This window comes from Devosia salina (assembly GCF_019504385.1).
In the GTDB taxonomy this organism is placed as follows: Bacteria; Pseudomonadota; Alphaproteobacteria; order Rhizobiales; family Devosiaceae; genus Devosia; species Devosia salina.
On the sequence record NZ_CP080590.1, the window covers coordinates 413369 to 439740 of the forward strand.

Consider the following 26372-nt stretch of genomic DNA (forward strand, 5'->3'; position numbering starts at 1 on the left):
GGGTGGGGGTGTCGGCGCCCCCGCGAGAATAGAGTTCTGGGAGGTCTCGACACCCCCACCCCCAACCCCTCCCCTCAAGGGGGAGGGGAAAAAGAAGGAGTAACGCCCATGCCCCGCGCCATTGTCTGCCTGCTCGACAGCGTCGGTATCGGCGGTGCCCCCGATGCCGCCGCCTATGGTGACGAAGGCGCCAATACCGTCGGCCACATCGCCGAATGGGCCGCCGCCGGCAAGGCGGATCGGGACGGCCTGCGTTCTGGCCCACTCATTGTGCCGAATATGGATGCCATGGGCCTGGGCGCGGCCATCAAGCTTTCCACCGGCATCCTGCCGCCAAACCTCTCCGACGCCCCGAAAGGCGGTCGCTTCGGCGTTGGGCGCGAGGTTTCCAAGGGCAAGGACACGCCGTCGGGTCATTGGGAAATCGCCGGCGTCCCGGTGCCCTTCGAATGGGGCTATTTCCCGCAGACCGAGCCGGCTTTCCCACCCGAGCTGATTGCCGAATTCTTGAAGCGCACCGGCCTGCCCGGCATTCTTGGCGACAAGCACGCCTCGGGCACCACCATCATCGCCGAGCTGGGCGAGGAGCATATCCGCACCGGCATGCCGATCTGCTATACCTCGATCGACAGCGTCTTCCAGATTGCGGCCCACGAAACCCATTTCGGTCTCGATCGCCTCTACGAGATCTGCAAGGTCGCCTTTGAACTGACCGAGCCGCTCAAGATCGGCCGCGTCATCGCCCGGCCCTTCATCGGCGAGACGCCCGAAACCTTCAAGCGCACCGGCAATCGCCGCGATTTCGCCATTTCACCGCCCGAACCGACCCTGCTCGACCGCAATGCGGAAGCGGGCAACCAGGTCTTTGCCATCGGCAAGATCTCGGACATCTATGCCGGCTCCGGCGTTACCCACAAACTCAAGGGCACCGGCATCCCCCAGCTCTTCGATCGCACGCTCGAGGCCATGGAAATGGCCGCGGACGGCGCCTTTATCATGACCAATTTCGTCGATTTCGACAGTGAGTATGGCCATCGGCGCGATGTGCCCGGCTATGCCGCTGCTCTCGAACTCTTCGACGCCCGCCTGCCAGAAATCATCGCCAAGCTCCGCCACGACGATCTGCTGATCCTGACGGCCGACCACGGCAATGACCCCACCTGGCCGGGCACCGATCATACCCGCGAACAGGTGCCGATACTGGCTTTTTCCCCAGCCCTGCCGCCAGCAGAGATTGGCATTCGCCCGACCTTCGCTGATATAGGTGAGACAATTGCCGCATGGCTGGGCCTGGCCCCCGGCCGCCATGGCAAATCGTTCCTGTGACCGAAAAACGAAGAGGTGTGTCGATGAGCAGATCCGAAGGCAATGTGACGGTCATCGATCACCCGCTGATCCAGCACAAGCTGACCATCATGCGCAACAAGGAGACCTCCATCGCCGGGTTCCGGCGGCTCCTGCGTGAGATCGCGCATCTGATGTGCTACGAGGTCACCCGCGACCTTGCATTGGAGATGATCACCATCGAAACACCGATGGCCGAGATGCAAAGCCCTGCCATCAAGGGCAAGAAACTGGTCTTCGCCTCGATCCTGCGCGCCGGCAACGGCCTGCTCGATGGCATGCTCGACCTGGTGCCCGCGGCCCGCGTCGCCCATATCGGCATCTATCGCGACCACGAAACGCTCGAACCGGTCGAATACTATTTCAAGGCGCCCTCGAGCCTGGATGACCGGCTGATCATCGTGGTCGATCCCATGCTGGCCACCGGCAATTCGGCGACGGCGGCCATCGAGAAACTCAAGGAGCGCGGCGCCAACAATATCCGCTTCCTGTGCCTGCTGGCGGCGCCCGAAGGCATCCGCAATTTCTCCGCCGCCCATCCCGACGTGCCGGTCTTTACCGCCTCCATCGACAGCCACCTCAACGAGAAGGGCTATATCGTCCCCGGCCTCGGCGATGCCGGCGACCGCATGTACGGGACGAAATAGTGTGCTCACGCGCGTAGCGCTCCGCACGGGGCGCGCGACGCGCGGGGTCCTCGCTGCGCTCGTCCAAATGCTGCCCCTACAGCTCTCCCTTTGGGGGAGAGGTCGCCGCGCAGCGGCGGGTGAGGGGGCCTTTCCAGGAAGCGGACGACGGGGTTACTTCGCCTTGAGCGGCAGGCCTAGCGCGATCAGGTCGGCGCGCAGGTGCACCGGGTCCTTGAAGTGGATGCCATGCATGCCGAACTTGCGGGCCGCCACGATATTGGGCTCGCTGTCATCGATGAACACGCAGCTGTCCGGCGCCAGGCCGTAGCGCTCGCAGAACACGCGATAGAGCCGCGGATCGGGCTTCACCAGTCGCTCCAGCCCCGACACGATCACCCCGTCGAACTTTTCCAGGAACGGCCATTCGCCCAGCCGCGTCATCCATTTTTCCCAGGAGAAATTGGTGATGGCGAAGGTGGGGATGTCCTGGTCCACCAATTCATTGTGGATGTCGATCGTGCCCTGGATGAAGGGGCCGAAGGTTTCGGTCCAGCGTGCGTCGAAGGCCTGGATTTCGCGCCAGTATTTGGGGAAGCGGGTGACCAGCTTGGCCACGCCCTCGGCATAGATCTCACCCGCATCGAACTCGAGGTTCCAGTCACCCGTGCAGATATGCTGGTGGAACCACAGTGCATCTTCCTCGCTCTCGAACAGCTTGCGGAACAGATACATCGGGTTCCAGTCGACGAAGACGCCGCCCAGGTCGAAAACGGGGATGATAGTGTCGTGTTCGCTCATGCTCATATCCGGACAGTCGGGGAGGGATGCCCGGCTTGTGGCATGGCGCGGCCAGCCCGGCAAGCGGCGCCTCAGCTCGGCTCGTCGATCTCGCCCCCGAAACGGGGCATGAAGAAGCTGGAGCGGTAGAGCGTGATCGGGGTCTGGATCACGATGCCAAGCAGCGGCGTATAGTTCAGCGACGCTTCCGAGGCGATCACCATGTCGCCCCGTGCGATGTCGGTCATTTCCGTGGGAAGCGGATAGCTGTCGCCAACATTATGCGGCGTCGTGCTGGAATAGGTGCCGTTCTGGTATTGCCGCGTCCAGACCACTTCGGTCGTGCCATCGGCGTTGACCTGCACCGCCGTGACCACCTGCAGCACGCCATCTGGCGAAAACGGGGTCATGATGCCGCTGGCGGCACGGAAATAATCCTGCAGCTGGCTGGTGGAGATCACCTCGTCGGTGCGGGCCACCAGATCGCCGATGGCGCCAGCCACCGACTGCACCTTGCGGTCCATGGTGATCAGCGAGCTGGCCTCCAGCGTGCCGAGATAGACCACGAGCATGATGGGCAGCACCAGCGCGAATTCGACCGCCGCCACGCCGCGATCGGCGCGCAGCAGCCGCTTCAGGTGCAGCCTCAGGCTCACGCGGCGCGCGCTCACGAGAAGGGCTCGTTCTGGAACACGGCGGCGGACCCGATCAGGCGGCGGCCATCGGCCATGTTTGACATGCCCAGGGGGCCAAGCTGCACCATGATCGGATAGCGATAATAGACCTGCACCAGCACCACCGACTTGCCCACGCCTGCCGACCAGCTCTCCGCATTGTCCCAGTCGCAGGGCGCAAAACACGGGCTGGGCAGGGGCGGCTCGACGGAGGCGGACTGGAAATTGGTGACCACGTTGACCCGCACATGCAGCCCCGCGCAATCGGGAAACAGCCCATAGAGGCGGTCGCAGATCGAGCTGCGAAACTGTTCGAGGGTCATGCCCGCGCCCTGCGCCTGTCCGGTGCGGATGGCGCGCGAAGCGTCATGCACGGCGCTCTCCAGCACCTGCGAGGCAAGAAACACCACCGAGGTCTGCAATATGGCGCCGATCACGGCAAAGAAGGGGAGCGCCAGCATGCCGAATTCCACGGCCGTGACCGCGCGCTCATCGCGCCCCAGTCGCGTGAGCTGTCTGTGCAGCTTCTGCCTGACCGTACCCAACACCGTCCGTCTGACCCCTGCCTCTGTTTGCAGGCCAGACTAGGGGGAGACCCTAACCCAATGGTTAGGATGGGCGGGCGCGGGCCGAACTCGGCGCAGATTTGGTAAATGGCGGGTTAATCGGCCGCGTAGCGCGAGACCGGCCTTAGTTGGCGGCCGATTGCACCAGCTGCGAGGAGGCAAGCGTCTGGCCCGAGAAACCGGTATCGTCGCCCATCATCACCACCGGCTGGCACACCGGCGCACAGGACAGGGTCGTGCGGCTCAGCCCCTGGTAGACGGTCATCACCCCGGCCGTCATCTGCACCACTTCCACCAGCGTGTCGGCCACCGGCTCGCCACGGCTGTCGAGAACGATCAGATTGGTCTGGCCATAGCTCTTGCCGGTCAGGATCAGCGTCTGCGGGTCCTGGATGGTCACATCGGCAATGCCCGGATTGCCCACGATCACCGTGGCGGCGGGAGCGCTGATGCGCAGCACGCGGGCCATGTTGACATTGACATTGATCGGCGCGCCGTCCTGAGCCTGCGCAGGCATGGGCCCGGCAAGGGTTGCGGCGAGCAACAGGGCAGTGGCGGCAAGACGGGACATGGCGGAAATCCGGGTACTGGTACTATGCCCCTACGATCCACCGGAATGGTAAATACTTGGCAAACGCCCGGTCTCTGGCCACCTTGGCGGATCATTTTCCGCATCAAGACTATAAAGCATGGAAAACATGGTCCAGCGGGTAGTCCTGGTGCAGTCCCTTACGGGCATTGGGGGCGGTCCGTGCGGAAAATGCGTTAGTTAGACCTTTATCTATTTCGGTAACATGTTGATCATCAACAAAAATACGTCTTGGCCCAGTTGAGCGGGCCGGCGACCGATTAACGCTATTTCAACCTGTGACCGCTAGCGTTTGCTCATGTTCGAAGTGTGACGTGGTCCGACGCTGCAGTCACTGAGGACGTGTAAAAGGAGCCTGGGAATGAACATTTTCGCACGTTTCGCGCAGGACGAGTCGGGCGCGACTGCTATCGAGTACGGCCTGATCGCCGCACTGATCTCTGTTGGTATCATCCTTGCTGCCACCGCCCTTGGTGACAGCCTTGGAAACCTGTTCAACGGTATCGCCGGTACGCTGACCAACAATATGCCGTGATTTTCTCCACGAGAGAAACAACGACAGGAAAGGGAAGGTCTTCGGGCCTTCCCTTTCCGCTTTTTTAAGCCCCGTCTGTCAGACTGTTCCCCACGCCTGGTGACTGGGGGGAATATCAGCATGTCCACCATTGCCCTTCTATACTTTCCGCTGGCCATGGCCTTCGCGGCATCGTCCGATCTGTTGACCATGCGCATTTCCAACAAGCTGGTGCTGCTCCTGGCGGCCGGCTTCGTGGTCATGGCGCTCGCGATCGAAATGCCGCTGCAGCAATTCGCCATGCATCTTCTGTGCGCCTTCATCGTCCTGGTGGTGGCCTTTGCCATGTTCGCACTGCGCTGGATCGGCGGCGGCGATGCCAAGCTTGCGGCAGCCACCACGCTCTGGCTGGGCTTCGGGCTCACTCTGCCCTACCTGGCCTATACCGCGCTGCTGGGCGGGGTGCTGACCCTGGCCATCCTGTTCCTGCGCCGCATGCCCATGCCGGGCATCGTCGCCACCATGCCCTGGCTGACGCGCCTGCTCGATCGCAAACAGGGCATACCCTATGGCGTGGCCATGGCGGTGGCGGGTCTCCTGACCTATTCCAACACCGCCATCTTCGAGCGCCTCGTCGCCTGATCCCTTTTTCCGTCCAGTCGTTCAAGGCACTCGTGAAATATCGCGGGTGCCTTTGTTGTTTTTCGGCCGGTGCATTTGCAAAACGCAAGCATTCATAACTCGTTAACGCCTTTTGCAAAGTCCTGATTAACTAAACCTTGACCCTTTGGTTCCATAGTTCAGCCGGTGGAAATGGGCACTTCCTGCCCTTTCCCCGCATCGTGCGGAATGCCGGGAGCCGGTTGTCCGTGCCAGCGATGCGAGAGCGAATGGATCGAGTGGCCGGCAGTCTGCAAGGAATGCCCGCCGCTCTGGCACAACCGGAGTAGGTCATGAGACCGGCGCGTATTGTCCTGTTGTTGGTAGCCCTGGTGGCCGGGTCGCTGGCCGCTTTTCTGGTCACCCGAGGGGGCCGGGCGCCCGCACCGGCCAGTCCGGCGGTCACCCAGGTCGTCGAGGAGGCCAAGACCCAGATCCTGGTCGCCAAGGCGCCGATCGGCGTCGGCGAACGCCTCAACGCCGAGCGCGTCGAATGGCAGGACTGGCCGCAAGGCGCGCTGCGCCCCGAATATGTCACGGTCTCCGCCATGCCCGATGCGCCGGCCCAGCTGACCGGTGCCGTCGCGCGTTTCGAATTCTTCCCCGGCGAGCCGATCCGCGAGGCCAAGCTGGTCCGTGCCGACCAGGGCTATCTCTCGGCCGTCCTGGCGTCCGGCAAGCGCGGCGTCTCGGTGACCGTCACCGCGGCCTCCAGCGCCGGCGGTTTCGTGGTGCCCAATGATCACGTCGATGTGCTGCTCACCACCTCTTCGGCGGTCGGCCAGCGCTCCGAGGTCATTCTCTCCAATGTGCGCGTGCTGGCCATCGGCAAGCGCCTCGGGGAAATGGGCGTCAGCGGCGGCGACGAGGAGGGCACCGATGCCAGCCCCACCCCCGTCACCTTCGACAATGCCACCATCGCTACCCTCGAACTCGATCCCGCCCAGGCCGAAACGCTGGTCAATGCCTCGACGCGCGGTCAGCTGAGCCTGACCCTGCGCTCGGTCGTCGATTTCAACCGCGCCGATGCCGGCCCGGCCACGGCCAACCAGGCCGTGCGGCTCATTCGATACGGCAAGGAGCAGAGCGTCATGGCGGGCTCCTCCTCCGCGGACCTGGCCCAGAACGGTTCCACCGAGGCAATGGGCCTGCCCGACAACACCCAGATCCAGGCGGCGCCCGATGCGCCCCAGGTCCTGCCGCAATAGGGGCGAGATGACGATGAACATGTCCAGCCAACGCACAGTCCGCCCAATGTTCCGCACCGCCCTTGCCGCCGGTCTTGCGGTCCTGCTGGTTGCGGCGGCGCCCATCGTCCCCGCCCAGGCGCAAGCGCAGGCCCAGATCGCCATTGCCAGCAACGCCTATGGCGCGGTCCGCAAGATCGAGGTGGAGCTGAACAAGTCGATGATCGTCGACCTGCCCGCCGGCGTCGCCGAAGTCGTCGTCTCCCAGCCCAATATCGCTGCCGCCATCATGCGCAGCCGCACAAGGGCCATCGTGCAGGGCATCGAGGAAGGCGCCACCAACATCATCTTCATCGACGATGCGGGCCGCACCATCAGCGTGCTCGACGTCAATATCGTGCTGCCACCGCTGCAGGCCGGGCGGGCGCTCGAGGCCACCCTGGCGCGCGTCATCCCCGGTTCGAACATCCGCGTGGAAACGCTCACCAACAATTCGGTCAATGACAAGATCCATTTCGTGCTGACCGGCACGGTGCGCACTGCCGAGGACAAGGCCAATGCCGAGGCCATGGCCAATGCCATTGCCGATACCGAGGGCGAGGGCAGCCTGATCCAGGTCATCGGGCCGCAGCAGGTCATGCTGCAGGTCACCGTGTCCGAAATCCGCCGCGACGTCGCCAACCAGCTCGGCATCAACCTCTCGGGCACCGCCACCATCGGCAATCTCTCCATGTCGTTCAACGGCCCCTCGGCCAATGCCGGTCACGGCGTCGATCTGGGCTGGTCCAATGCCGACCTGCAGATCAATGCCGCCATCCGGGCGCTGCAGGATCGCGGCGCGCTGCGCGTGCTGGCCCAGCCGGTGCTGACCGCCATGTCCGGCCAGAGCGCCGAATTCCTGGCCGGTGGCGAATTCCCCATCACCACCTCCAACATCAACGGCACCACCATCACCTACAAGCCCTATGGCGTGGAGCTGAACTTCTCGCCGGTGGTGCGCTCGAACGGCGCAATCGGCCTTGCCGTCGATACCAGCGTGTCCGAGGTCCAGACCGGCGGCGCCCTGTCGCGGCGTGACGTGAAGACCTCGGTGGAACTGCCCGCCGGCTCGACCCTGGCCATTGGCGGCCTGCTGCAGGAACGCCAGAGCCGCAGCATCAGCCAGCTCCCGGGCCTGGGCGACATCCCCATTCTGGGTGCGCTGTTCCGCTCCACCGAATACCAGAGCCAGCAGACCGAGCTGGTCATCCTCGTCACCCCCTATCTGGTCTCGCCCTCGCAGGCCAATACGGTGGCCGTGCCCACTGACAGCGTGACCCTCACCAATGATGCCGAGGCCTTCTTCCTCGGAACGATCGAGAAACAATACGGCGTCGGCGCCACGGGCGAATTCCGGGGCGGTTATGCCGGCTCGGTCGGGTTCGTCCTGGATTGATTGCGGATCAGGAGCAGCTTCTTCCATGAGTTTCCTCACCCCTGAGCAACCCCCGCAGCTCGAAGAGCCCGCAGCCGAGATCGCCTCGGGTGCGCGCCTGGTGCCGCGCATCACCATCCAGGCCTTCTGCGAGAACTCCCAGACCGCCCAGCTGGTCGAAAGCGCCATGCATGACCGGCGCATGTCCAAGGTGGCGCTGACCACCCACAATGGCGGCATTGAAGGCGCGGTCGAGACCTACAAGTCCAACCCCACGCCCAATCTGATCATCGTCGAAACGACGCTGTCGCCCCAGGAAATCCCTGCCGCGCTCGGGCGCCTCGCCGAAGTCTGCGATGCCTCCACCCGCGTCATCGTGCTGGGCCATGTCAACGACGTGCTGCTCTATCGCGAGCTGATCCGCTCGGGCATTTCCGAATATGTGGTGCTGCCGGCCACCTCCGCCGAGATCGTGACCTCGATCACCGAGCTCTACGCCGCCGAAGGCGCCGCCCCGATCGGGCGTACCGTCGGCTTCATCTCCGCCAAGGGCGGCGCGGGCAGCTCCACCATCGCCCACAATGTCGCCTGGGGCATTGCGACCGGTCTCCGGCAGGATTGCCTGATCGTCGACATGGACCTGCCCTTCGGCACGGCCGGCCTCAATTTCAATCAGGACCCGCCCCATGGCCTGGCCGATGCTGTGCTGGCCAACCAGAAGGTCGACCAGACCATGCTCGACCGCCTGATGAGCAAGGCGGCCAACCACATCAACCTGCTGACTGCCCCGGCCACGCTCGACCAGACTTGGGATTTCGAGGAGCGTGAATTCGAGGGCATCATCGAGATCTGCCAGAAAAGCGTGCCGGTCATCGTGCTCGACATCCCGCACGCCTGGAACGCCTGGACCCGCCAGACCCTGGCCTCGATCGATGATGTCGTCATCGTCGCCGAGCCGGACCTGGCCAATCTGCGCAATGCCAGGAACCTGGCCGATGCCATCAAGGTGCTGCGCCCCACCGACAGCGCGCCCAAGCTGGTCATCAACAAGCAGGGCATTCCCCGGCGGCCCGAAATCGGCGCCGGCGAGTTCGCCTCCTCGGTGGAATGCAGCCTGATCGGCCAGATCGGCTTTGATGCGGCCCTGTTCGGCACGGCCGCCAATAATGGCCAGATGATTGCCGAGGTCTCGGCCAACAACAAGATCAACGAAGTGTTCTCCGCCATCGGCATGCAGGTCACCGGCCGGCAGGCCAGCTATGGCACCAGCAAGTCCGCGAGCCTGCTCAAGCTGCCTTCGCTGTTCAAGAAGCGGGCGTGAGCATGAACCGGGCAGGGGACCAGGAACAGTAGGGATCATATGTTTGGCAAGCGCACCACATTTGGCGGCAATACGCCGGGACTGAGCGAGGCACCGCGTCCGGTGGCCAGCCCAGCCCCCGCTGCCACGCCAGCCCCGCCGCAGCGCCGGTCCAGCGACAGTGACGCCATGGCCGCGCGCATGCGCACCACCGACGAGGTGCTCGATGTCCGCGCCCCCGCCGATGCCCAGCGCGCCAAGGAATATTTCCAGACCAAGTCCGCCATCTTCAACGCGCTGATCGACTCCATCGATCTCAGCCAGCTCGCCACCATGGAGAGCCAGGCCGCCCGCGAGGAAATCCGCGACATTGTCGCCGAGATCATCGCCCTCAAATCCATCGTCATGTCCATTTCCGAGCAGGAAGACCTGCTCGAGGACATCTGCAACGACGTGCTCGGCTATGGCCCGCTCGAGCCGCTGCTGGCCCGCGACGACATCGCCGACATCATGGTCAATGGTTCCCAGCGCTGCTACATCGAAGTGGGTGGCAAGGTGCGCCTGACCAATGTGCGCTTCCGCGACGACGCGCATCTGATGAATGTGTGCCAGCGCATCGTCTCCCAGGTCGGCCGCCGCGTCGATGAAGGCTCGCCCATCTGCGACGCGCGCCTGCCCGATGGCTCCCGCGTCAACGTCATCGCCCCGCCTCTGGCCATCGATGGTGCTGCGCTCACCATTCGTAAGTTCAAGAAGGACAAGCTGACCCTCCAACAGCTGGTCAAATACAATTCCATCTCGCCCGAAGGCGCCGAGGTGCTGCGCATCCTGGGCCGCGTCCGCGCCAATGTGCTGATCTCGGGTGGTACCGGTTCGGGCAAGACCACGCTCCTCAACTGCCTCACCGCCTTCATCGAGAAGGATGAGCGCGTCATCACCTGCGAGGACTCGGCCGAACTCCAGCTCCAGCAGCCCCATGTGGTGCGTCTCGAAACCCGCCCGCCCAATCTCGAGGGCGAGGGCGAGATCACCATGCGCGATCTCATCAAGAACTGCCTGCGTATGCGCCCCGAACGCATCATCGTGGGCGAAGTGCGCGGACCCGAGGCCTTCGACCTGCTGCAGGCCATGAATACCGGCCATGACGGCTCCATGGGCACGCTGCACGCCAATAGCCCGCGCGAAGCCCTCAGCCGTCTTGAATCCATGATCACCATGGGCGGCTATGCCCTGCCCAGCCGCACCATCCGCGAAATGGTTGTCTCGTCCATCGACGTCATCGTCCAGGCCGCGCGCCTGCGCGATGGTTCGCGCCGCATTACCCACATTTCCGAAGTGCTGGGCATGGAAGGCGACGTCATCGTCACCCAGGACGTGTTCGTCTACGACATCCTGGGCGAGGACGCCAATGGCATGCTGGTCGGCCGCCACCGCTCCACCGGCATCACCAAGCCGCAATTCACCGAGCGCGCCCGCTATTTCAACGAGGAAGCCAATCTGGTCGAGGCGCTGGAAAAGGCCAATACCGAACAGCACGAAATCATGGGACGCTGACCATGACCACCACGCTCCTGCTCCTCGTCCTCTTCGCAGTCACTATCGGGGCCGCCGGCTTTGCCCTGGTCCCCTCGGCGCTGGGCAACAAGCGGGCCGAAGCGCGCATGAAGGCGTTCCAGGGCGATATCCGGGCCAATCGGCAGACCGCCGATGCCAGCCGCGTCCGCGAAAATCGCCGCAAGACCGTGCAGCAGGCGCTCAAGTCGCAGACCGATGAGCTCAACGCCAAAAAGCGCGTGAGCCTGGCCGACATGATTTTCCAGGCCGGCATGACCATCAAGCCTGCCACCTTCATCCGCAACAGCGTGATCTTCGGTGTCGGCCTGTTCATCGTGCTGTTCCTGGCCCAGGTCCCGTTCTATTTCGCCGCCATCTTCGCCGTCGCCGGGGCCTATCTCCTGCCGCGCATGTATGTGTCGCACAAGCGCAAGCGCTACCAGAACCAGTTCCTCGACGAATTGCCCAACGCCATCGAGGCCATCGTGCGCGGCGTCAAGACCGGCCTGCCGCTCAACGATTCCATGCGCGTTGTTGCCAAGGACACCAAGGAGCCGGTCAAGTCCGAGTTCGCCCGCGTGCTCGACCAGCAGAGCTTCGGCTTCTCCATGACCGAGGCGGTGCAGATCCTGCTCGAGCGCGTGCCCCTGCCGGAAGTCAATTTCTTCGTCGTCGTCATTTCCGTCCAGCAACAGGCCGGCGGCAATCTCTCGGAAGCCCTGGGCAATCTGGCGCGCGTGCTGCGCAACCGCAAGAAAATGAAGCAGAAGGTCAAGGCCATGTCCTCCGAGGCCAAGGCGTCGGCCGGCATCATCGGTTCGCTGCCGATCGTGGTGGCCATCCTGGTCTCGCTGGTGTCGCCGAAATATCTGCTGCCCCTGTTCACCACGCCCATCGGCAATGTGTGTCTGGGCGTCGGCGTCGTCATGCTGGCCGCCGGCATCTTCGTCATGAACCGCATGGTGCAGTTCGAGGTCTGATCTCCGTCATGGGGCTGTCGTCATGAACATCGTCGAACTGCTCACCCAGCGGGATTTCCTCATTGCCGTGCTCGCGGCCGTGTCCGCGGCCGCCGTGGTCTTTACCTTCGGCTCCTCGCTCATCGTCAAGCAGGAGATGAAGGCCCGCATCAAGCGCGTCGCCATCGAACGCGACAAGATGCGGGCCGAGGAAATGGCCCGCTTGCGCGGCAGCAATGGCAATCCCGATGGCCGCGTCTCCATTCGCCGCGGCACCGAAGCCAAGTCCTACATGAAGCGGGCGGTCGAGCGTTTCGACCTCAAGAAGGCGTTCCAGGACGATTCCACCGTCGACAAGCTGGCCATGGCCGGCCTGCGCGGGCAGGGGGAGCTGACCAAGTTCCTGTTCCAGCGCCTCGCCTATCCGGTGGCCATCTTCGCCGTCGCCGCGGTCTATCTGCTGATCCTGGCCCCCGGCGATCGCCCGGTCTATCTCAACCTGGTCTATGCCATTGGCGCCGGCCTCCTCGGCGCCTACCTGCCGGTCCTTCTCCTGCGCAACAAGACACAGAAGCGCCAGGCCTCCATCCGCCGCTCCTGGCCCGATTGTCTCGATCTGCTGCTGCTCTGCGTCGAGGCCGGCATGTCCATGGAACACGCCTTCAAGCGCGTGGCCAAGGAGATCGGCGCCCAGTCGGTCGAGCTGGCCGAAGAGCTGACCCTGACCACCGCCGAACTGTCCTTCCTCGAGGACCGTACCCGCGCCTATGACAATCTGGGCAAGCGCACCGGGCTCGACAACGTCAAGTCGGTGATGACCGCTCTCATCCAGGCCGATCGCTACGGCACCTCCGTGGGCCAGGCGCTGCGCGTCATGGCCGAGGAAGGCCGCGAAAGCCGCATGATGGATGCCGAAAAGAAGGCCGCGGCCCTGCCGCCCAAGCTCACCGTGCCGCTGATTGTCTTCTTCCTGCCCGTGCTCTTCATCGTCATCCTCTCGCCCGCCATGATCCAGGTGTTCACCGGCTCGGTCTCCCGCACGATGGGCGGCGGCTGAGGGTAGCCCTCGCGCAGCACTCGCTGCCCGGTCACTATGGGAACAGTGGGCCGCATTGCTTTTGCCCCCCATAAAATCCACCACCCGTCACCCTCGGCTTTGAGCCGAGCGCTCTGTACTTGAATGGCAGGAATGGGGTGGGGAGCGGAACGGCGGCTTTTAGTCTGGTTCCTTAATTAACTGACGCTGACCTGCGCCGGTTGCACTTCGATTGTAACGTGCGAAAGCTCATGGATGATTGCCAGCTTGCTTTTATAGAACTCGACCGTTTGCAGGTGAGGCGAGCGTAAGGCGATGATGGCGCCGTGATGGCCAGGTCCAAGCCGCCAAACATGCAGATCGGTGATCTCGCCGCCGTTACCTTCGATTACCTCACGGATCTCACTGGGAAGGTCTTCGTTCTCCGGCAAGTAGTCGAGCAAAACGGCGCCGGCGTCGCGGATCAGTCCCCAAGACCAACGGGCAATGACAAGCCCACCGACGATCCCCATGGCCGGGTCCAGCCAGTTCCACCCATAGAGGCTTCCAAAGACAAGAGCCGCGATGGCCAGCACCGAGGTCAGGGCATCTGCGAGCACGTGGAGGTAGGCGGCGCGCAGATTGTTGTCTGTCGCGGGCAGATGTTCATGATGATCATGGCCATGGTGGTCATGGCCGTGGTCAACATGGGCGTGACCATGATCGTGATGATGGTCATGCCCGTGGTGGTGATGCGAATGGTCGTCGCGCAACAGCCAAGCACACAGCAGGTTTACCCCTAGACCAATCACGGCAACGGTGATGGCCTGCGAGAAGTTGATTGCCACCGGACTGTACAGTCGCAGAATGCTCTCCCAGCCGATCAGCAGCGCGATCAGGGCGAGCACCACGGCACTGCCGAAGGCCGCCAGGTCGCCCAGCTTACCGGTTCCGAACGTGAACCGCGGGTTGCGGGCGTTCTTGCGGGCGAACATGTAAGCCAGCGCGGCGATGAGCATCGCCGCAGCATGGGTGGACATGTGCCAGCCATCCGCCACCAGAGCCATTGACCCGTAAATGGACCCGGCGGCGATTTCCACCACCATCATGATCGCCGTGATCGCGATGACCAGCCAGGTGCGGCGCTCATTGCGGGCATGATTGTCGCCCAGAAAGACATGGTCATGGGGGCTGGAGAGGCGGGTTTCCTGGGTCATTTCAGATAGGTCCTGACGACATCGATGAGCTCCGCGGCGCCTTGGGCGCGGTCACGATCAGAATCGGTGTCGGGATTGGATACGTGTTCGCGGATGTGATCTTCGATCAACTCGCCAGTTAGGCCGGTTACGGCGCCACGGATAGAGGCAACGAGGTTGAGAACCTCGCCACAGGGGGCTTCTGCCTCAAGCGACCGCTCGACGGCTTCGATCTGTCCCTTCAGGCGTCGAACCCTCGCCAGGAGCTTGTCTTTATGCTTAGAAGTGTGTGACATAACATAGGGGGATACCCTATGAGGAGCCCTTGAACAACCCGCAATCGAAATAGAGAACTTGATGGCGATGGAAACAATGGATGCGGACCTGCGGCGCACGGTGCTCATCGTCGCCTTGCTCAACCTCGCCTATTTTGGCGTGGAATTTGCCGTCGCCCTGTCCATAGGCTCGGTATCCCTCTTTGCCGACAGCGTTGATTTTCTTGAGGACACCTCTGTCAATCTGCTCATCTTCTTCGCCCTGGTCTGGACCGCCAGGAAGCGCGCTAGGGTCGGCATGCTGCTGGCAGGCGTCCTGCTCCTGCCCGCGCTGGCGCTGATTTGGTCGCTTTGGGGCAAGTTCACCAATCCGGTGCCGCCGGAACCCATTGCGCTGTCGCTAACCGGACTTGGGGCACTTGCAGTCAACCTCAGCTGCGCTTTTATCCTGGCCCGATTTCGTCGTCATAGCGGTAGCCTGACCCGTGCTGCCTTCCTTTCAGCCCGTAATGACGCCGTTGCCAATGTCTGCATCATCGGCGCCGGGCTGGTGACCGCCTATCTCTGGAACTCTGTATGGCCCGACGTCGTGGTTGGGTTGGCCATCGCCGCGATGAATATTGATGCTGCTCGCGAAGTCTGGGAGGCAGCCCATGAGGAGCACGCAATTGCCAGGGCCTGAGCGGCCGCTTTCGGGGTCGGCGTTGTCAGCCTGGAACGACCACAATGGGGTCGAAATCGGTCTTCCGGTTTTGTCTCTTTGTTTCCACCCCACCGGCCGTCACCCTCGGCCTCGAGCCGAGGGCCCTGTACTTTGGGGGTTTGGCAGGGGCGCTGTGAAGCGACACAAGTCTGAATGGGCGCGATCTCTGGGATGACATCGCCAGGTGAAGAGCCCTCGGGTCAAGCCCGAGGGTGACGCGCGGTGGGTGGCAAGTCGGCAGGTTTTGATCGTCTCATCGTATGGGCTCGAACGACAGATTTGAGGTCCGAACCTGCCATCCTCGCCATTTGCACCGATCCTGCCCCACCCACCGCGCCGCCCTCGGGCCTGACCCGAGGGCCGGTCGACGCCAGGCCGGCGCGCGCGTTGACAGAGGTCCTCGGGTCAGGCCCGAGGACGGACCGGGATCGGTTGAGCGCGAGGCGCGAAACATTTTATCCCCGGGTCCAGAACCTCACTCATAATCCCCCCATCACTCCCGCGCGGACGGACTGCAGCGAACTTTTGCGGGGGGAGCCGGGCGTAGCTGGGTCGCTCCAGTTGCGCGTCCAGGAAGCGGTCACCCTGCGACGAGCGTTCAATGGGGACCGAGACCTCTACGAAAAACCGGCGTCCCGAGGCGGCGACGTCTCTATTTTACTATTTTACTGAGACGCACGCGCCTCGGGATACGTCCACACCAGGAGAACCGGAGGCGAAAGCCGGCCGGCGTCCAGCCATGCGTGAACGGGCCTGACCGGACGGGAGCAAACAGGATGTCAGCCCTGCTCGATCATGTCCCAGCGGTTCTGCTGGGTCAGCAGCGCCCGCACATAGGCCATATTGGTCTCGACCTGGTCGGGCGGCAGCTCGGCCGCGTAGAGCGCCCGGCACTCGTCGAAGCGGCCCTGCAGCCCCACCACCAGCGCCAGGTTCTGCCGCGTCTGGCTATTGGCGCCGCGCATCTGCACCGCCCGCCGCAAATGCTGCTCGGCGGTCGCCAACTCGTTGGTCATGGCATAGGAGAGGCCCAGATTGGTCTCGATCGAGGCTTCGCCGGGCGCCATCACCGCCGCCTGCACATAGATGCGCCGCGCCTCGTCATGGCGGGCCATCTGGTCCAGCGTCGCGCCCATGACGAGCAGGGCATTCCAGTCCGGCGCGTCGGGCCGGATGACATTTTGCAGCACCGACAGGGACTGGTCGAACCGGCCCGAGGCCGTCAGCGCCTTGGCATAGGCAATGGAGATTTCCACGTCGCCCGGATAGGCCGACATGGCCTGTTCCAGCGCTGCTGCGGCCTGCTGGGACTGGCCGGCAGCGCGCAGGGCCGCGGCATAGCGGATGACGACGCCCCGGTCGCGCGGATTGGCGCGATAGCGGGCCGTGAGGTCCGCCAGGGCCGTCTGGCCTTGCGCCGCGCTCATGCCCGAATAATCCGTGGCGCCCATCTGTCCGCGATTGGAGGCGCAGGCCGAAAGGGTCAGCGCCGCCACGCCGGCCAGCAGCAGCGGGCGCAGGGATCTGGCGATGCGTTTCGGGTTGAACACTGTGGCACTCCCGGCCCCTGCAGAGCCGTCAAAATCAACTCCCCGAGCAATAGATCATTAACCCTAACACCGGGTTAAACGGTGGGGCCGGGGCGTTGCCCGCGCCAGTCCGGCTCGCTAGAAGAGGGGCGTCTTCAATGGAGTTGCGCCATGCCCAGTTCGTCCGTCAAACCGCTCTACCTGGTCCCCGAAGGCGGGCTCGATGATGTGTCGATTTCCGCACTGCACAAGGCCTGGGCCACCGCCAATGGCTTTACCGGCCAGCGCGGAAAACTCCTGTCCCTGCCCGATGAAGCCGGCGAGATCGCTGCAGTGCTGTTCGGCACCGGCAAGCCCGCGGGCCGCTCACCCTTTGTGGCGGGTCTTGCCGCAGCGGCGCTGCCCGCGGCCACCTATGCTCTGGCCGGCGATATTGCCGACCCGACCCTGGCCGCCATCGGCTTCCGCCTGGGCGCCTATCGCTTCGATCGCTATCGCGAAGGTCAGCCCACGCCGGCCCTCAACCTGCCCCAAGGCGCCGACGCCGCCGAAGTCGACCGGCAGGTGGAGGCGGCGACCCTGGCGCGCGACCTCATCAACACCCCGGCCAATGACCTTGGTCCCGATGCGCTGGAGACCATGGTCCGCGACTTCGCGCGCCGCCACGGCATGAGCATCTCCGTCACCCAGGGCGACGACCTGCTCAGTGCCAATTTCCCCATGATCCACGCCGTGGGCCGCGCCAGCGCCCAGGCCCCGCGCCTGATCGATCTGGGCTGGGGCGAAGCCGGTCACCCCAAGGTCACGCTGGTGGGCAAGGGCGTCACCTTTGATACCGGCGGGCTCGACATCAAGTCGGCCGCGGGCATGCTGATGATGAAGAAGGACATGGGCGGCGCGGCCAATATCCTGGGTCTGGCCCATGCCATCATGTCCGCCAGGCTGCTGGTGCGCCTGCGCGTGCTGCTGCCGGTCGTGGAAAATTCTATCTCGGCCAATGCCTTCCGCCCGGGCGACGTGCTGCGCTCGCGTGCCGGCCTCACGGTGGAGATCGGCAATACCGATGCCGAGGGTCGGCTGATCCTGGCCGATGCCCTGGCCCTGGCCGACGAAGAGGCGCCCGACCTGCTGGTCGACATGGCGACGCTCACCGGCGCCGCGCGCGTGGCGCTGGGCCCGGATCTGCCGGCGCTCTATTCGACCGACGACAAGGTCGCCGCGGCCCTCGCTGCCGCGGGCCTCGCCGCCGAAGACCCGCTCTGGCCCATGCCGCTCTGGTCCAATTACGACGCGCAGATGGCTTCCAAGATCGCCGACGTCAACAATGCCGGCGCCGGCGGCTATGCCGGCTCGGTCACCGCGGCGCTGTTCCTCAGGCGTTTCGTCAAGAATGCCGCGGCCTGGGTGCATCTGGACATTTTCGGCTGGGCGCCCGAAGCCCGGCCCGGGCGCCCGGTCGGCGCCACCGACCAGGGCATCCGCGCCGTCTATGGCCTGGTGCGCCAGCGCTACAAAGCCTGACGGTCATTTTGATTGACTCTGCCTCCTGAATGGTTGACTTTATCAACTATTCAGGAGCTTGTCATGGCCGATCCCGCCGATATCGCCCAGATCCGCAGTTTCAACCGCTTCTACACCCGCGTCATCGGCCTGCTCGACGAGGGCATGCACAAGACCATCCACACCCTGGCCGAAGCGCGCGTCATCTATGAGCTGGGCAAGGATGGCGTCACCACCTCGGCCCAGATCGCCGCGACCCTCAACATGGATCGCGGACAGATGAGCCGCATCGTGAGCAGGCTGGTCGACCAGGGACTGGTCGCGCTGCTGCCCCGCACCGGCGACGGGCGCGCTGCTCCCATGGCGCTGACCGCCGATGGCCGGGCGGTGGCGGAGCGTCTCAATGCCATGAGCGACGAGACTGCGGCCCGCACCCTGCTCGACCCGTTCAGCCCGTTCGAGCAGCGGGACCTTGTCGGCGCCATGCGCCGCATTCAGGCGATCCTCGCCGAACCCGATGACGCGCCCCTGGTCATCCGTCCGCACCGGGTCGGGGAACTGGGCTGGCTCATCCACCGCCAGGCCGTGCTCTACCATCTCGAACAGGGCTGGAATGGCGAATTCGAAGCCCTGATCGCCCGCATCTACGCAGACTACGAAGCCGCCGAAAGTCGTCCGCCCAAGGCCCTGTGGGTGGCCGAGCGGGGTGGCGAGATCGCGGGCTCGGTGTTCATCCAGCCTGCCGCCGGCAACCCCGTCGAGACGGCGCAATTGCGCATGCTCTATGTCGAGCCCATGTTCCGCGGTCAGGGCATCGGCGGAAGGTTGGTCGACGAAGCCGTGCGCTTTGCTAGGGCCTCCGGCTATCGCCGCGTCATCCTCTGGACGCAGGATTGCCTCGTCTCTGCACGACGCATCTATCAGGCAGCCGGCTTTGATCTCACCCGCGAGGAGCGGCATCGCTCCTTCGGCGCCGATCTCAACGGTCAGTACTGGACGCTCGAACTCTAGCACCGGCGCGGCCGCTGGCGTCGATCAGCCCTCAGAGCTTGCCGGGAATGACGTCAGTGCCCGTCGCCTGCTCGATCACCGTGTCGGTCACCGTGGTGCCATGCTTGGGAAACAGCATCGGCGCGGCCGCAAACCCGCCGATCACCGCCGCCAGCATCACCCAGCCGGCCCATTTCTTGTGCTTTTCGATGAACTCGCTCGCCAGCGGCCCGAAGAAATAGAAGAGGCCACAGGGGAAGAAGAACCGCAGGCCCCGCCCGATCAGGCTGAACAGGATGAACGTCCAGATGTTCACCCCCGCCACGCCGCTGGTAATGGTGATGATCTTGAACGGAATAGGCGTGACCGCGCCGATCATGATCATGAACGGCCCATTGGCCACAAAGCTCTCGCGCAGCTGCTCGAAGCCGGCCCCGGCGCCATAGAATTCCACGATGCCCTTGCCGATCGTGTCGAACAGGAAATGCCCGATGGCATAGCCGAAGATACCGCCAAGCACCGAGAACACCGTGCAGATCGTCGCCAGCCGCCAGGCGCGACGCCGGTCCGCCAGGATCATCGGCGCCAGCATTACTTCCGGAAAAACCGGCACGATCATGGCTTCAAGAAAGCAGATCAGCGCCAGAATGGGCTCTGCGAGCGGGTGAGCTGTGGCGGCCTTGAGCCGTTCATAGAGTCCCGGTTTTCCCGTCTGTGCTGTATTGTCCGTCATGCCCCTCGGCCTGCTCGTCTGTGACGCTGTTCATGCATGGACGCTAGCTTGGCCCGTGACCAGTGAATTTTGCGTGTCAACGCAAGGCCCGCAACGCACCTCAATAGCCGCGCGCCCGATCCACGACATTGGGCAACTCTTCGCCCGCCTCATGTGCCAGCAGCAGCCGTGAGAAGTAGCGCACACCGCTCTCTTCATTGGAGATGGCGGCGATATGGGGCGTGATGTAGCAGTTCTGGATGTCCCAGAGCGGACTGTCGAGGGGCAGGGGCTCGGTCTCGAACACGTCCAGGCTTGCCGCGCCCAGCGTGCCATCGCCCAGGGCGGCGACGATGTCGGCCTCGCGCTGGTGCCCGCCGCGCGCCGCGTTGACGATCACCGGTCCGCCGGCCAGCCGCTCGCGGCGCAGCTTGCGGAACGTGGCCATGTTCAGGATGCCGGTGGTCTCCGGGGTCAGCGGCAGGAGATTGACCAGGATATCGGTGCCGGAAAGAAAGGCGTCGAATTGGGCCTCGCCGGCAAAACCCTCCACCCCCTCCATGGCCTTGGGCGTCCGGCTCCAGCTTCTGAGGTCAAAGCCCAGCGGCCGCAGCCGTTTCACCGCGTCCTGCCCCAAAACGCCCATGCCCATGATGCCCACGCTGGTTTCGCCGGCAGCCGGTGGATAATACTGGCTCCAGCGCCGCGCCTTCTGGTCGGCCTGGAAGCGTGTGAACTGGCGGTGGTGCATGGTCACCTGTGCCACCACATAATCGCTCATGCGCTGGCTGAGGTCTTCGTCCACAAAGCGCACGATCGGTACGTCGGGCAGCTTGGGATGCTTGAGCAACGCGTCGACCCCGGCGCCCAGCGACAGCACGGCCTTGAGGTTGTCGAGCCCGTCAAAGGCATTTTCCTTGGGCTTCCATACGAAGATGTAGCGGATGGCCTTGGGATCATACGCCTCGTTCTGCCGCACCACGGGGTAGGGCGCCAGCGCCGCGGAAAAAGCCTTGGCCCAGCTGGCCTCGTCGACATCGGAAAGGTGCAGCAGCAGCATGGATTGATCCTCAAGAAAAGAGCCGCGCTTGGGGCGCGGCTCGCTGCATTTGTATGAACTCTTCGCGTCGCCTTACTGGGCCGGCGTGGTGGCAGGCTCGGCGCCGCTGGTCTCGGTTGCCGGGGTGGCCGTGGTCTCGCCGCCTGACGCAGGGGCGGCCGGAGTGGTTTCCTGCACCGGGGTGCCAACCACAGGCGTTTCATCCTGCGTCTCGGTGGCTGTCTCCACGGCGCCGGCCGGAGCGGTCGGTTCGGTGGTCGCGGCCTCGCCCTCGGCGGCAGGCGCTGCGTCTTCCGCGGGGGCGGCAGCTTCCTCGGCGGCGGGGAACGGCACCGGGCTGGCCGACAGCGTCTGCAGATAGGCCAGGATGTCGGCGCGCTCTTCAGGCGAACGGACGCCGGCAAAGCCCATCTTTGTGCCCGGGGCATAGCCCTTGGGGTTGGTCAGGAAGGTGTTGAGATTCTCATAGGTCCAGGTCAGCCCCTCATTGTGGTGCTGCATCAGGATGTCGGAATAGGCAAAGCCTTCCAGATGCGCCTGATTATTGCCCACGATGCCATAGAGGTTCGGACCCTGCTTGTTGGCCTCGCCTTCGCCGAAGGTATGGCAGGACTGACACTTGCGCACGGCCGAGGCGCCGCGTTCGGCGCTGGCGCTGGCCAGCAGCACCCCAAGCGGCACTTCCGGCTCGGCCTCGGCAACAGCGCCACCTTCGGTCACTTCCGGTTCGGGCAGGGCATAGCCGGGGCCACGATCCTGGATCGGGTGGTAGATGGCTTCGGCGAGGAACCCCACGCCCATGACGAACAACAGGGTGCCGAGCACGGCGCCGATGATCTTGTTTAGCTCAAACGAATCCATTTGGTCTCTCTGCCGGTCCATCCCCGTGGACATTTATCCGGACCGGCCCAACTTTAGACCCCCAATAGGGAATCCGCCTCAACCGGCCGGTGCGACGCGCGCGGAAGATAGTATCAAGCCCTTTGTGGCGCAACCGTCCAAAGCCCACTGCGCGCCGTCAAATCGTCGCGGTGCACCGGCAACATGCTGCCGCCAGCGCCCGGGCACGTCACGCGACAGGCGGTTCTGGGTATTGTTCCTGTGCTTTGTCCACATTGACTCTCCTCCGGCCCCGCGCCAAAACCCGCCAGCCTTTGTTTCCACGGATGACCTCCATGACCAAGAAAATCGCTTTCCAGGGTGAACCCGGCGCCTTCAGCCATGCGGCGTCCGCCAATTTCTTCCCTGGCGAGGAATTTCTCGGCTGCGTCACCTTCGAGGAAACGCTCAATGCCGTGCAGACCGGCCGGGCCGATTTCGCCGTCGTGCCGGTCGAAAATTCGCTCTATGGCCGCATCACCGACATTCACCACCTGTTGCCCGAAAGCGGCTTGCACATCATCGGCGAGACCTATCTGCGGGTGGAGATGACCCTGCTCGGCGTGCCCGGCGCAACGCTTGACGACATCAAGGCGGTGCAGTCGCTCTCGGTAGCCCTGGGCCAGTGCCGCAAGTTCATCTCCTCGAAAGGCCTGCGCACCATCAATGCCGTCGACACGGCTGGTTCAGCCCGCGAAGTGGCCGAGAAGGCCGACAAATCCGTGGCTGCCATTGCCTCGCGTTTTGCCGGCGAGATCTATGGCCTCAATGTCCTGGCCGAGAACATCGAGGACGCCGACCACAACACCACCCGCTTCCTTGTGCTGTCGCCCACCGAGAAGCGCGCACCCAATCAGGGCAAGGTGAAAACCACCTTCGTCTTCCGCGTGCGCAACGTGCCGGCGGCGCTCTACAAGGCCATGGGCGGCTTTGCCACCAATGGCGTCAACATGACCAAGCTCGAAAGCTACATGGTCGGCGGCGCCTTCACGGCGACCCAGTTCTACGCCGACATCGAGGGCCACCCCGACGACATCGGTGTCCAGCACGCCTTCGAGGAACTGGGCTTCTTCACCGACTATTTCCGCATTCTGGGCGTGTACCCCGCCGCGGACTGAGGGTCGAGCTTTACTCACGGGCTGGGTGACGTGCTTATCCGTTGACTCCCCGACCGCCCCGGCTATGGTCCGCGCCAACAAAAATCCGCTGCCAGGACCTTCCATGTCGCACGACCAGCTTGCCCAGATCATCGACACCGCCTTCGACAATCGCGCCGAGATCAATTTCAACACCACGGGCGAAATTCGCGACGCGGTGAACGAGGCGCTGAACCTGCTCGATACCGGCAAGGCCCGTGTCGCCGAAAAGGTCGATGGCACCTGGCAGGTCAATCAATGGCTCAAGCGCGCCGTGCTGCTGTCCTTCCGCCTCAACGACAACGAGCCCATGACCGGTGGACCGCAGGGCTCGACCTGGTGGGACAAGGTGCCCACCAAGTTCGAGGGTTGGTCCGACAATACCTGGCGCGAGGCAGGCTTCCGTGCCGTGCCCGGCGCCATCGTCCGCCGCTCGGCCCATATCGGCAAGGGCGCCATCCTGATGCCCAGCTTCGTCAATCTCGGCGCCTATGTCGATGAAGGCACCATGGTCGACACCTGGGTCACGGTCGGCTCCTGCGCCCAGATTGGCAAGAATGTGCATCTGTCCGGTGGCGTCGGCATTGGCGGCGTGCTCGAGCCGCTGCAGGCCGGTCCCACCATCATCGAGGACAATTGCTTCATCGGTGCGCGCTCGGAAATCGTCGAGGGCGTGGTCGTGGGCGAAGGCTCGGTCATTTCCATGGGCGTCTTCATCGGCGCCTCGACCAAGGTGGTGAACCGCGCCACCGGCGAAATCCACATGGGCAAGGTCCCGCCCTATTCGGTTGTCGTCTCCGGCTCGCTCCCGGGAAAACCCTTCCCCGATGGCACCCCCGGCCCGAACCTCTACTGCGCCGTCATCGTCAAGACCGTCGACGCCCAGACTCGCTCCAAGACCGGCATCAACGACCTGCTGCGCGATTGATCCCTGCTTCGCCGGTGCTGGCCCCCGCCAGCCCGGCGTCCTACTCTGGGGCCGGCCGGAACTGATTCCGGTTCATTGAGGGGGACACAAATGGACAATATCGTTTCACTGCTGACCACCACCGAAGGGCGCATCGGCCGCCAGCAATGGTGGATCGGCATCGTGGTGCTGATCGTCATCTCGATCGTCGCCAGCATCATCCTGGGCATCATCAGCCTGGGCAATGCCACGGTCATGGCCTGGCTGGCCGTGTTGCTCAATATCGCGCTGATCTGGCCCAGCTATTGCATCGGCATCAAGCGTCGCCACGACCGCGACAATGACGGTACCGATCTCAAGATCCTCATCGCCGGTTCTCTCATTCTCAACCTGCTCCAGGCCACCGGGATCGGCGTCACCATGACCGACATGGGTGGTGTCATGGTGCCCGTCCCGGCCATATGGCTCGGCGTCATCAACTTCATCTTTGCCGTGTTCGCCATCTACATGCTGGTCCAGCTCGGCTTCCTCAAGGGCACCACCGGTTCCAACAGCTATGGCGCCGATCCGCTGGACGCTGCCGCCTGAACCATTGGAGCCGTCGTGACCATCGACCCTGCTGACCTGCTCGCCCGCCTCATCGCCTGCCCCTCGGTCACCCCCGAAGAGGCTGGCGCGCTCGACCTGTTGCAGGCCGAGCTTGAAGCCATCGGCTTTGCGGTCACGCGCCTGCGGTTCGAGGGCGACGGCTCCTATCCGGTCGACAATCTCTTCGCCACGAGAGGGCAGGGCGGCCGCCGCCTGCTCTTTGCCGGCCACACCGATGTCGTGCCGCCCGGCGACACGGCGCACTGGACGTCCGATCCGTTTGAGCCGCGCATCGCCGATGGCAAGATGTTCGGGCGCGGCGCCGCCGATATGAAATCCGGCATCGCCGCCTTCGTGGCCGCCTGCGCCGCCATCCCGCCGGAGGCCGGCACCATCTGTCTCGCCATCACCAATGACGAGGAAGCCGACGCCATCAACGGCACCGAAAAGTTGGTCGCCTGGATGAACGAGAACGGCCATGCTTTCGACTTCGCCATTGTCGGCGAGCCCAGTTCCACCGAGACCTTGGGCGACAGCATCAAGATCGGTCGCCGCGGTTCCTTCTCGGGCAAGGTCACCGTCACCGGCACGCAAGGTCACGTTGCCTATCCGCACAAGGCCAATAATCCCTTGCCGGTGCTCGCCGCCGTCGCCACGGCGCTGTCGTCCGAACGTCTCGACGCCGGCACCGAGCACTTCCCGGCCAGTAATCTCGAACTGACAACCATCGACGTCGGCAATCCCGTCTCCAACGTCATTCCGATGAGCGGCACGCTGCGCTTCAACATTCGCTACAACGACATTTGGACGCCCGAGACGCTCGCCGATTGGGTCCGTGCCCGCATCGATTCTGTCGATGCCCGTGGCACAAGGATCGATTTCGCGCTGGCGGGTGCCCCCTCCCGCGCCTTCCTCTCGCCCCTCGGCAGTGACGTCGAAACGCTCTCCGCTGTCATTGCCGAGCGCAATGGACGGCCACCGGAATATTCCACCGGCGGCGGCACCTCCGATGCCCGCTTCATTGCCGAATATGGCCCCGTGGTCGAATGCGGACTGGTCGGCCCCTCCATGCACAAGGCCGATGAGCATATCGCGCTTTCCGATCTCACTGGCCTTGCCGAAATCTATACTGCCTTCATGCGCCGCTTCTTCGGGAGCGCGTCATGAACATCATCAAGGCCCTCCGCCAGTCGATCTATGGCTGGATCATGATCCTCAGGGGCGAGACGAACTGGCAGGCCCGGTTTCGATTCACTTCGGCAGGGCTGATCGCGGCCCTTGTGCTGTTCTATCTTTGCGCTTTTCTAGCCATGGTGCTCGGTTCGCTCAGCTACGGTGTACCGCAGCTTTTCGATTTTGTGGCTTCCATGGCGCTGCAGTCGCTGTTTTTGGTGGCTTTGGTCATCGGCCTGTTTGCGACACGATTTGCCATCCGCGACCAGAAGCCCGTCCTGCCAGTTCTAGTTCCTGGCATTTATGCACTGATCTATTACCTCATTTTGGGGGCCCTGCTGAATTTGACAGTGGGCATGGTACTGCCACTGCTCTGGCTCGGACTGCTCTATATGTTCTACCGCCTGGGGCGCGCGGCTTCAGGCTGGACCATTGGTGTGTCGGTCGCATTTGCGGTATTGACCGTTCTGCTTCTTGTCGGCACGCCCATCGCGCTCTACATCATGCCGGCGCCCATGCCCGCCGCCTGACGAGACATTTTC

28 protein-coding genes are annotated in these 26372 nt (G+C 63.9%); 18 read left to right on the plus strand and 10 right to left on the minus strand.

What is annotated here, in order from left to right:
* The first annotated feature begins 108 nt into the window (after window positions 1-108).
* Window positions 109-1326 carry a phosphopentomutase gene (locus K1X15_RS01970; RefSeq protein WP_220305829.1) on the plus strand — a complete coding sequence of 406 codons (1218 nt, stop codon included), beginning with the start codon at window positions 109-111 and terminating at the stop codon, window positions 1324-1326.
* Window positions 1327-1349: 23 nt separating this feature from the next.
* A complete protein-coding gene (upp, locus tag K1X15_RS01975; protein ID WP_220305830.1) occupies window positions 1350-1991 on the plus strand; it encodes a uracil phosphoribosyltransferase in 642 nt (213 codons plus the stop codon).
* Window positions 1992-2144: 153 nt separating this feature from the next.
* On the opposite strand, the gene K1X15_RS01980 is transcribed toward upp, so the two are convergent.
* The 4 genes from K1X15_RS01980 to K1X15_RS01995 all read right to left on the minus strand — a co-directional run bounded on the left by K1X15_RS01980 (window position 2145) and on the right by K1X15_RS01995 (window position 4561).
* Window positions 2145-2771, minus strand: a complete 627-nt coding sequence (locus tag K1X15_RS01980) for an HAD family hydrolase (protein ID WP_220305831.1) — start codon at window positions 2769-2771, stop codon at window positions 2145-2147.
* A gap of 71 nt (window positions 2772-2842) precedes the next feature.
* The gene (locus tag K1X15_RS01985; RefSeq protein ID WP_220305832.1) at window positions 2843-3421 is read right to left on the minus strand and encodes a TadE/TadG family type IV pilus assembly protein; all 579 of its coding nucleotides are present in this window, start codon (window positions 3419-3421) and stop codon (window positions 2843-2845) included.
* Window positions 3418-3969, minus strand: a complete 552-nt coding sequence (locus K1X15_RS01990) for a TadE/TadG family type IV pilus assembly protein (protein WP_220305833.1) — start codon at window positions 3967-3969, stop codon at window positions 3418-3420. The genes K1X15_RS01985 and K1X15_RS01990 overlap by 4 nt, the downstream gene beginning before the upstream one ends.
* Window positions 3970-4114: 145 nt before the next feature.
* Window positions 4115-4561: a pilus assembly protein N-terminal domain-containing protein gene (locus K1X15_RS01995; protein ID WP_220305834.1), complete on the minus strand. Its 447-nt coding sequence runs from the start codon at window positions 4559-4561 to the stop codon at window positions 4115-4117.
* Between the two features lie 379 nt (window positions 4562-4940).
* On the opposite strand from K1X15_RS01995, the gene K1X15_RS02000 reads away from it, so the two are divergent.
* The 8 genes from K1X15_RS02000 to K1X15_RS02035 all read left to right on the plus strand — a co-directional run bounded on the left by K1X15_RS02000 (window position 4941) and on the right by K1X15_RS02035 (window position 13224).
* Window positions 4941-5114 carry a Flp family type IVb pilin gene (locus K1X15_RS02000; RefSeq protein ID WP_220305835.1) on the plus strand — a complete coding sequence of 58 codons (174 nt, stop codon included), beginning with the start codon at window positions 4941-4943 and terminating at the stop codon, window positions 5112-5114.
* Between the two features lie 120 nt (window positions 5115-5234).
* Complete coding sequence (locus K1X15_RS02005) at window positions 5235-5735, plus strand: A24 family peptidase (RefSeq protein WP_220305836.1); 501 nt, start codon at window positions 5235-5237, stop codon at window positions 5733-5735.
* Window positions 5736-6046: 311 nt separating this feature from the next.
* On the plus strand, window positions 6047-6961 hold the full coding sequence (cpaB, locus tag K1X15_RS02010) for a Flp pilus assembly protein CpaB (protein WP_220305837.1): 915 nt from the start codon (window positions 6047-6049) through the stop codon (window positions 6959-6961).
* Window positions 6962-6974: 13 nt separating this feature from the next.
* Window positions 6975-8375: a type II and III secretion system protein family protein gene (locus K1X15_RS02015; RefSeq protein ID WP_220305838.1), complete on the plus strand. Its 1401-nt coding sequence runs from the start codon at window positions 6975-6977 to the stop codon at window positions 8373-8375.
* A 25-nt stretch (window positions 8376-8400) separates the two neighbouring features.
* Window positions 8401-9675 (plus strand): CpaE/TadZ family protein, encoded by a 1275-nt coding sequence (locus K1X15_RS02020; RefSeq protein WP_220305839.1) that lies wholly within the window; start codon window positions 8401-8403, stop codon window positions 9673-9675.
* A gap of 39 nt (window positions 9676-9714) precedes the next feature.
* Complete coding sequence (locus K1X15_RS02025) at window positions 9715-11208, plus strand: TadA family conjugal transfer-associated ATPase (RefSeq protein ID WP_240549629.1); 1494 nt, start codon at window positions 9715-9717, stop codon at window positions 11206-11208.
* A 2-nt stretch (window positions 11209-11210) separates the two neighbouring features.
* Window positions 11211-12188, plus strand: a complete 978-nt coding sequence (locus K1X15_RS02030) for a type II secretion system F family protein (RefSeq protein ID WP_220305840.1) — start codon at window positions 11211-11213, stop codon at window positions 12186-12188.
* Between the two features lie 22 nt (window positions 12189-12210).
* Entirely contained in the window at window positions 12211-13224 is a 1014-nt protein-coding gene (locus K1X15_RS02035) for a type II secretion system F family protein (RefSeq protein WP_220305841.1), read from the plus strand.
* 176 nt (window positions 13225-13400) lie between these two features.
* On the opposite strand, the gene dmeF is transcribed toward K1X15_RS02035, so the two are convergent.
* Together dmeF and K1X15_RS02045 are read right to left on the minus strand one after the other, a co-directional pair.
* Window positions 13401-14399, minus strand: a complete 999-nt coding sequence (gene dmeF / locus K1X15_RS02040) for a CDF family Co(II)/Ni(II) efflux transporter DmeF (RefSeq protein WP_220305842.1) — start codon at window positions 14397-14399, stop codon at window positions 13401-13403.
* The gene (locus K1X15_RS02045) at window positions 14396-14674 is read right to left on the minus strand and encodes a metal/formaldehyde-sensitive transcriptional repressor (protein ID WP_220305843.1); all 279 of its coding nucleotides are present in this window, start codon (window positions 14672-14674) and stop codon (window positions 14396-14398) included. Before K1X15_RS02045 ends, dmeF begins: the two co-directional genes overlap by 4 nt.
* A 61-nt stretch (window positions 14675-14735) precedes the next feature.
* On the opposite strand from K1X15_RS02045, the gene K1X15_RS02050 reads away from it, so the two are divergent.
* Window positions 14736-15335, plus strand: a complete 600-nt coding sequence (locus K1X15_RS02050) for a cation efflux transmembrane domain-containing protein (protein WP_240549630.1) — start codon at window positions 14736-14738, stop codon at window positions 15333-15335.
* A gap of 800 nt (window positions 15336-16135) precedes the next feature.
* Here K1X15_RS02050 and K1X15_RS02055 read toward each other — a convergent pair.
* Complete coding sequence (locus K1X15_RS02055; protein ID WP_220305844.1) at window positions 16136-16906, minus strand: tetratricopeptide repeat protein; 771 nt, start codon at window positions 16904-16906, stop codon at window positions 16136-16138.
* 150 nt (window positions 16907-17056) lie between these two features.
* On the opposite strand from K1X15_RS02055, the gene K1X15_RS02060 reads away from it, so the two are divergent.
* On the plus strand, window positions 17057-18406 hold the full coding sequence (locus K1X15_RS02060; protein WP_220305845.1) for a leucyl aminopeptidase family protein: 1350 nt from the start codon (window positions 17057-17059) through the stop codon (window positions 18404-18406).
* 63 nt (window positions 18407-18469) lie between these two features.
* Complete coding sequence (locus K1X15_RS02065) at window positions 18470-19396, plus strand: bifunctional helix-turn-helix transcriptional regulator/GNAT family N-acetyltransferase (RefSeq protein ID WP_220305846.1); 927 nt, start codon at window positions 18470-18472, stop codon at window positions 19394-19396.
* Between the two features lie 31 nt (window positions 19397-19427).
* Here K1X15_RS02065 and K1X15_RS02070 read toward each other — a convergent pair whose 3' ends face one another.
* The 3 genes from K1X15_RS02070 to K1X15_RS02080 form a co-directional block, all read right to left on the minus strand.
* On the minus strand, window positions 19428-20108 hold the full coding sequence (locus tag K1X15_RS02070) for a YqaA family protein (RefSeq protein ID WP_220305847.1): 681 nt from the start codon (window positions 20106-20108) through the stop codon (window positions 19428-19430).
* A gap of 100 nt (window positions 20109-20208) precedes the next feature.
* On the minus strand, window positions 20209-21147 hold the full coding sequence (locus K1X15_RS02075; protein ID WP_220305848.1) for a 2-hydroxyacid dehydrogenase: 939 nt from the start codon (window positions 21145-21147) through the stop codon (window positions 20209-20211).
* Window positions 21148-21219: 72 nt separating this feature from the next.
* A complete protein-coding gene (locus tag K1X15_RS02080; protein ID WP_220305849.1) occupies window positions 21220-22008 on the minus strand; it encodes a c-type cytochrome in 789 nt (262 codons plus the stop codon).
* A gap of 314 nt (window positions 22009-22322) precedes the next feature.
* On the opposite strand from K1X15_RS02080, the gene K1X15_RS02085 reads away from it, so the two are divergent.
* The 5 genes from K1X15_RS02085 to K1X15_RS02105 all read left to right on the plus strand — a co-directional run bounded on the left by K1X15_RS02085 (window position 22323) and on the right by K1X15_RS02105 (window position 26360).
* Complete coding sequence (locus K1X15_RS02085; RefSeq protein ID WP_220305850.1) at window positions 22323-23144, plus strand: prephenate dehydratase; 822 nt, start codon at window positions 22323-22325, stop codon at window positions 23142-23144.
* A gap of 103 nt (window positions 23145-23247) precedes the next feature.
* Entirely contained in the window at window positions 23248-24090 is an 843-nt protein-coding gene (dapD, locus tag K1X15_RS02090) for a 2,3,4,5-tetrahydropyridine-2,6-dicarboxylate N-succinyltransferase (RefSeq protein WP_220305851.1), read from the plus strand.
* Between the two features lie 90 nt (window positions 24091-24180).
* Window positions 24181-24657: a DUF805 domain-containing protein gene (locus tag K1X15_RS02095; protein ID WP_220305852.1), complete on the plus strand. Its 477-nt coding sequence runs from the start codon at window positions 24181-24183 to the stop codon at window positions 24655-24657.
* 15 nt (window positions 24658-24672) lie between these two features.
* Entirely contained in the window at window positions 24673-25824 is a 1152-nt protein-coding gene (gene dapE / locus K1X15_RS02100) for a succinyl-diaminopimelate desuccinylase (RefSeq protein ID WP_240549631.1), read from the plus strand.
* Window positions 25821-26360, plus strand: coding sequence for a hypothetical protein (locus K1X15_RS02105; protein ID WP_220305853.1), 540 nt, complete (start codon window positions 25821-25823; stop codon window positions 26358-26360). Before dapE ends, K1X15_RS02105 begins: the two co-directional genes overlap by 4 nt.
* Window positions 26361-26372 lie beyond the last annotated feature (12 nt).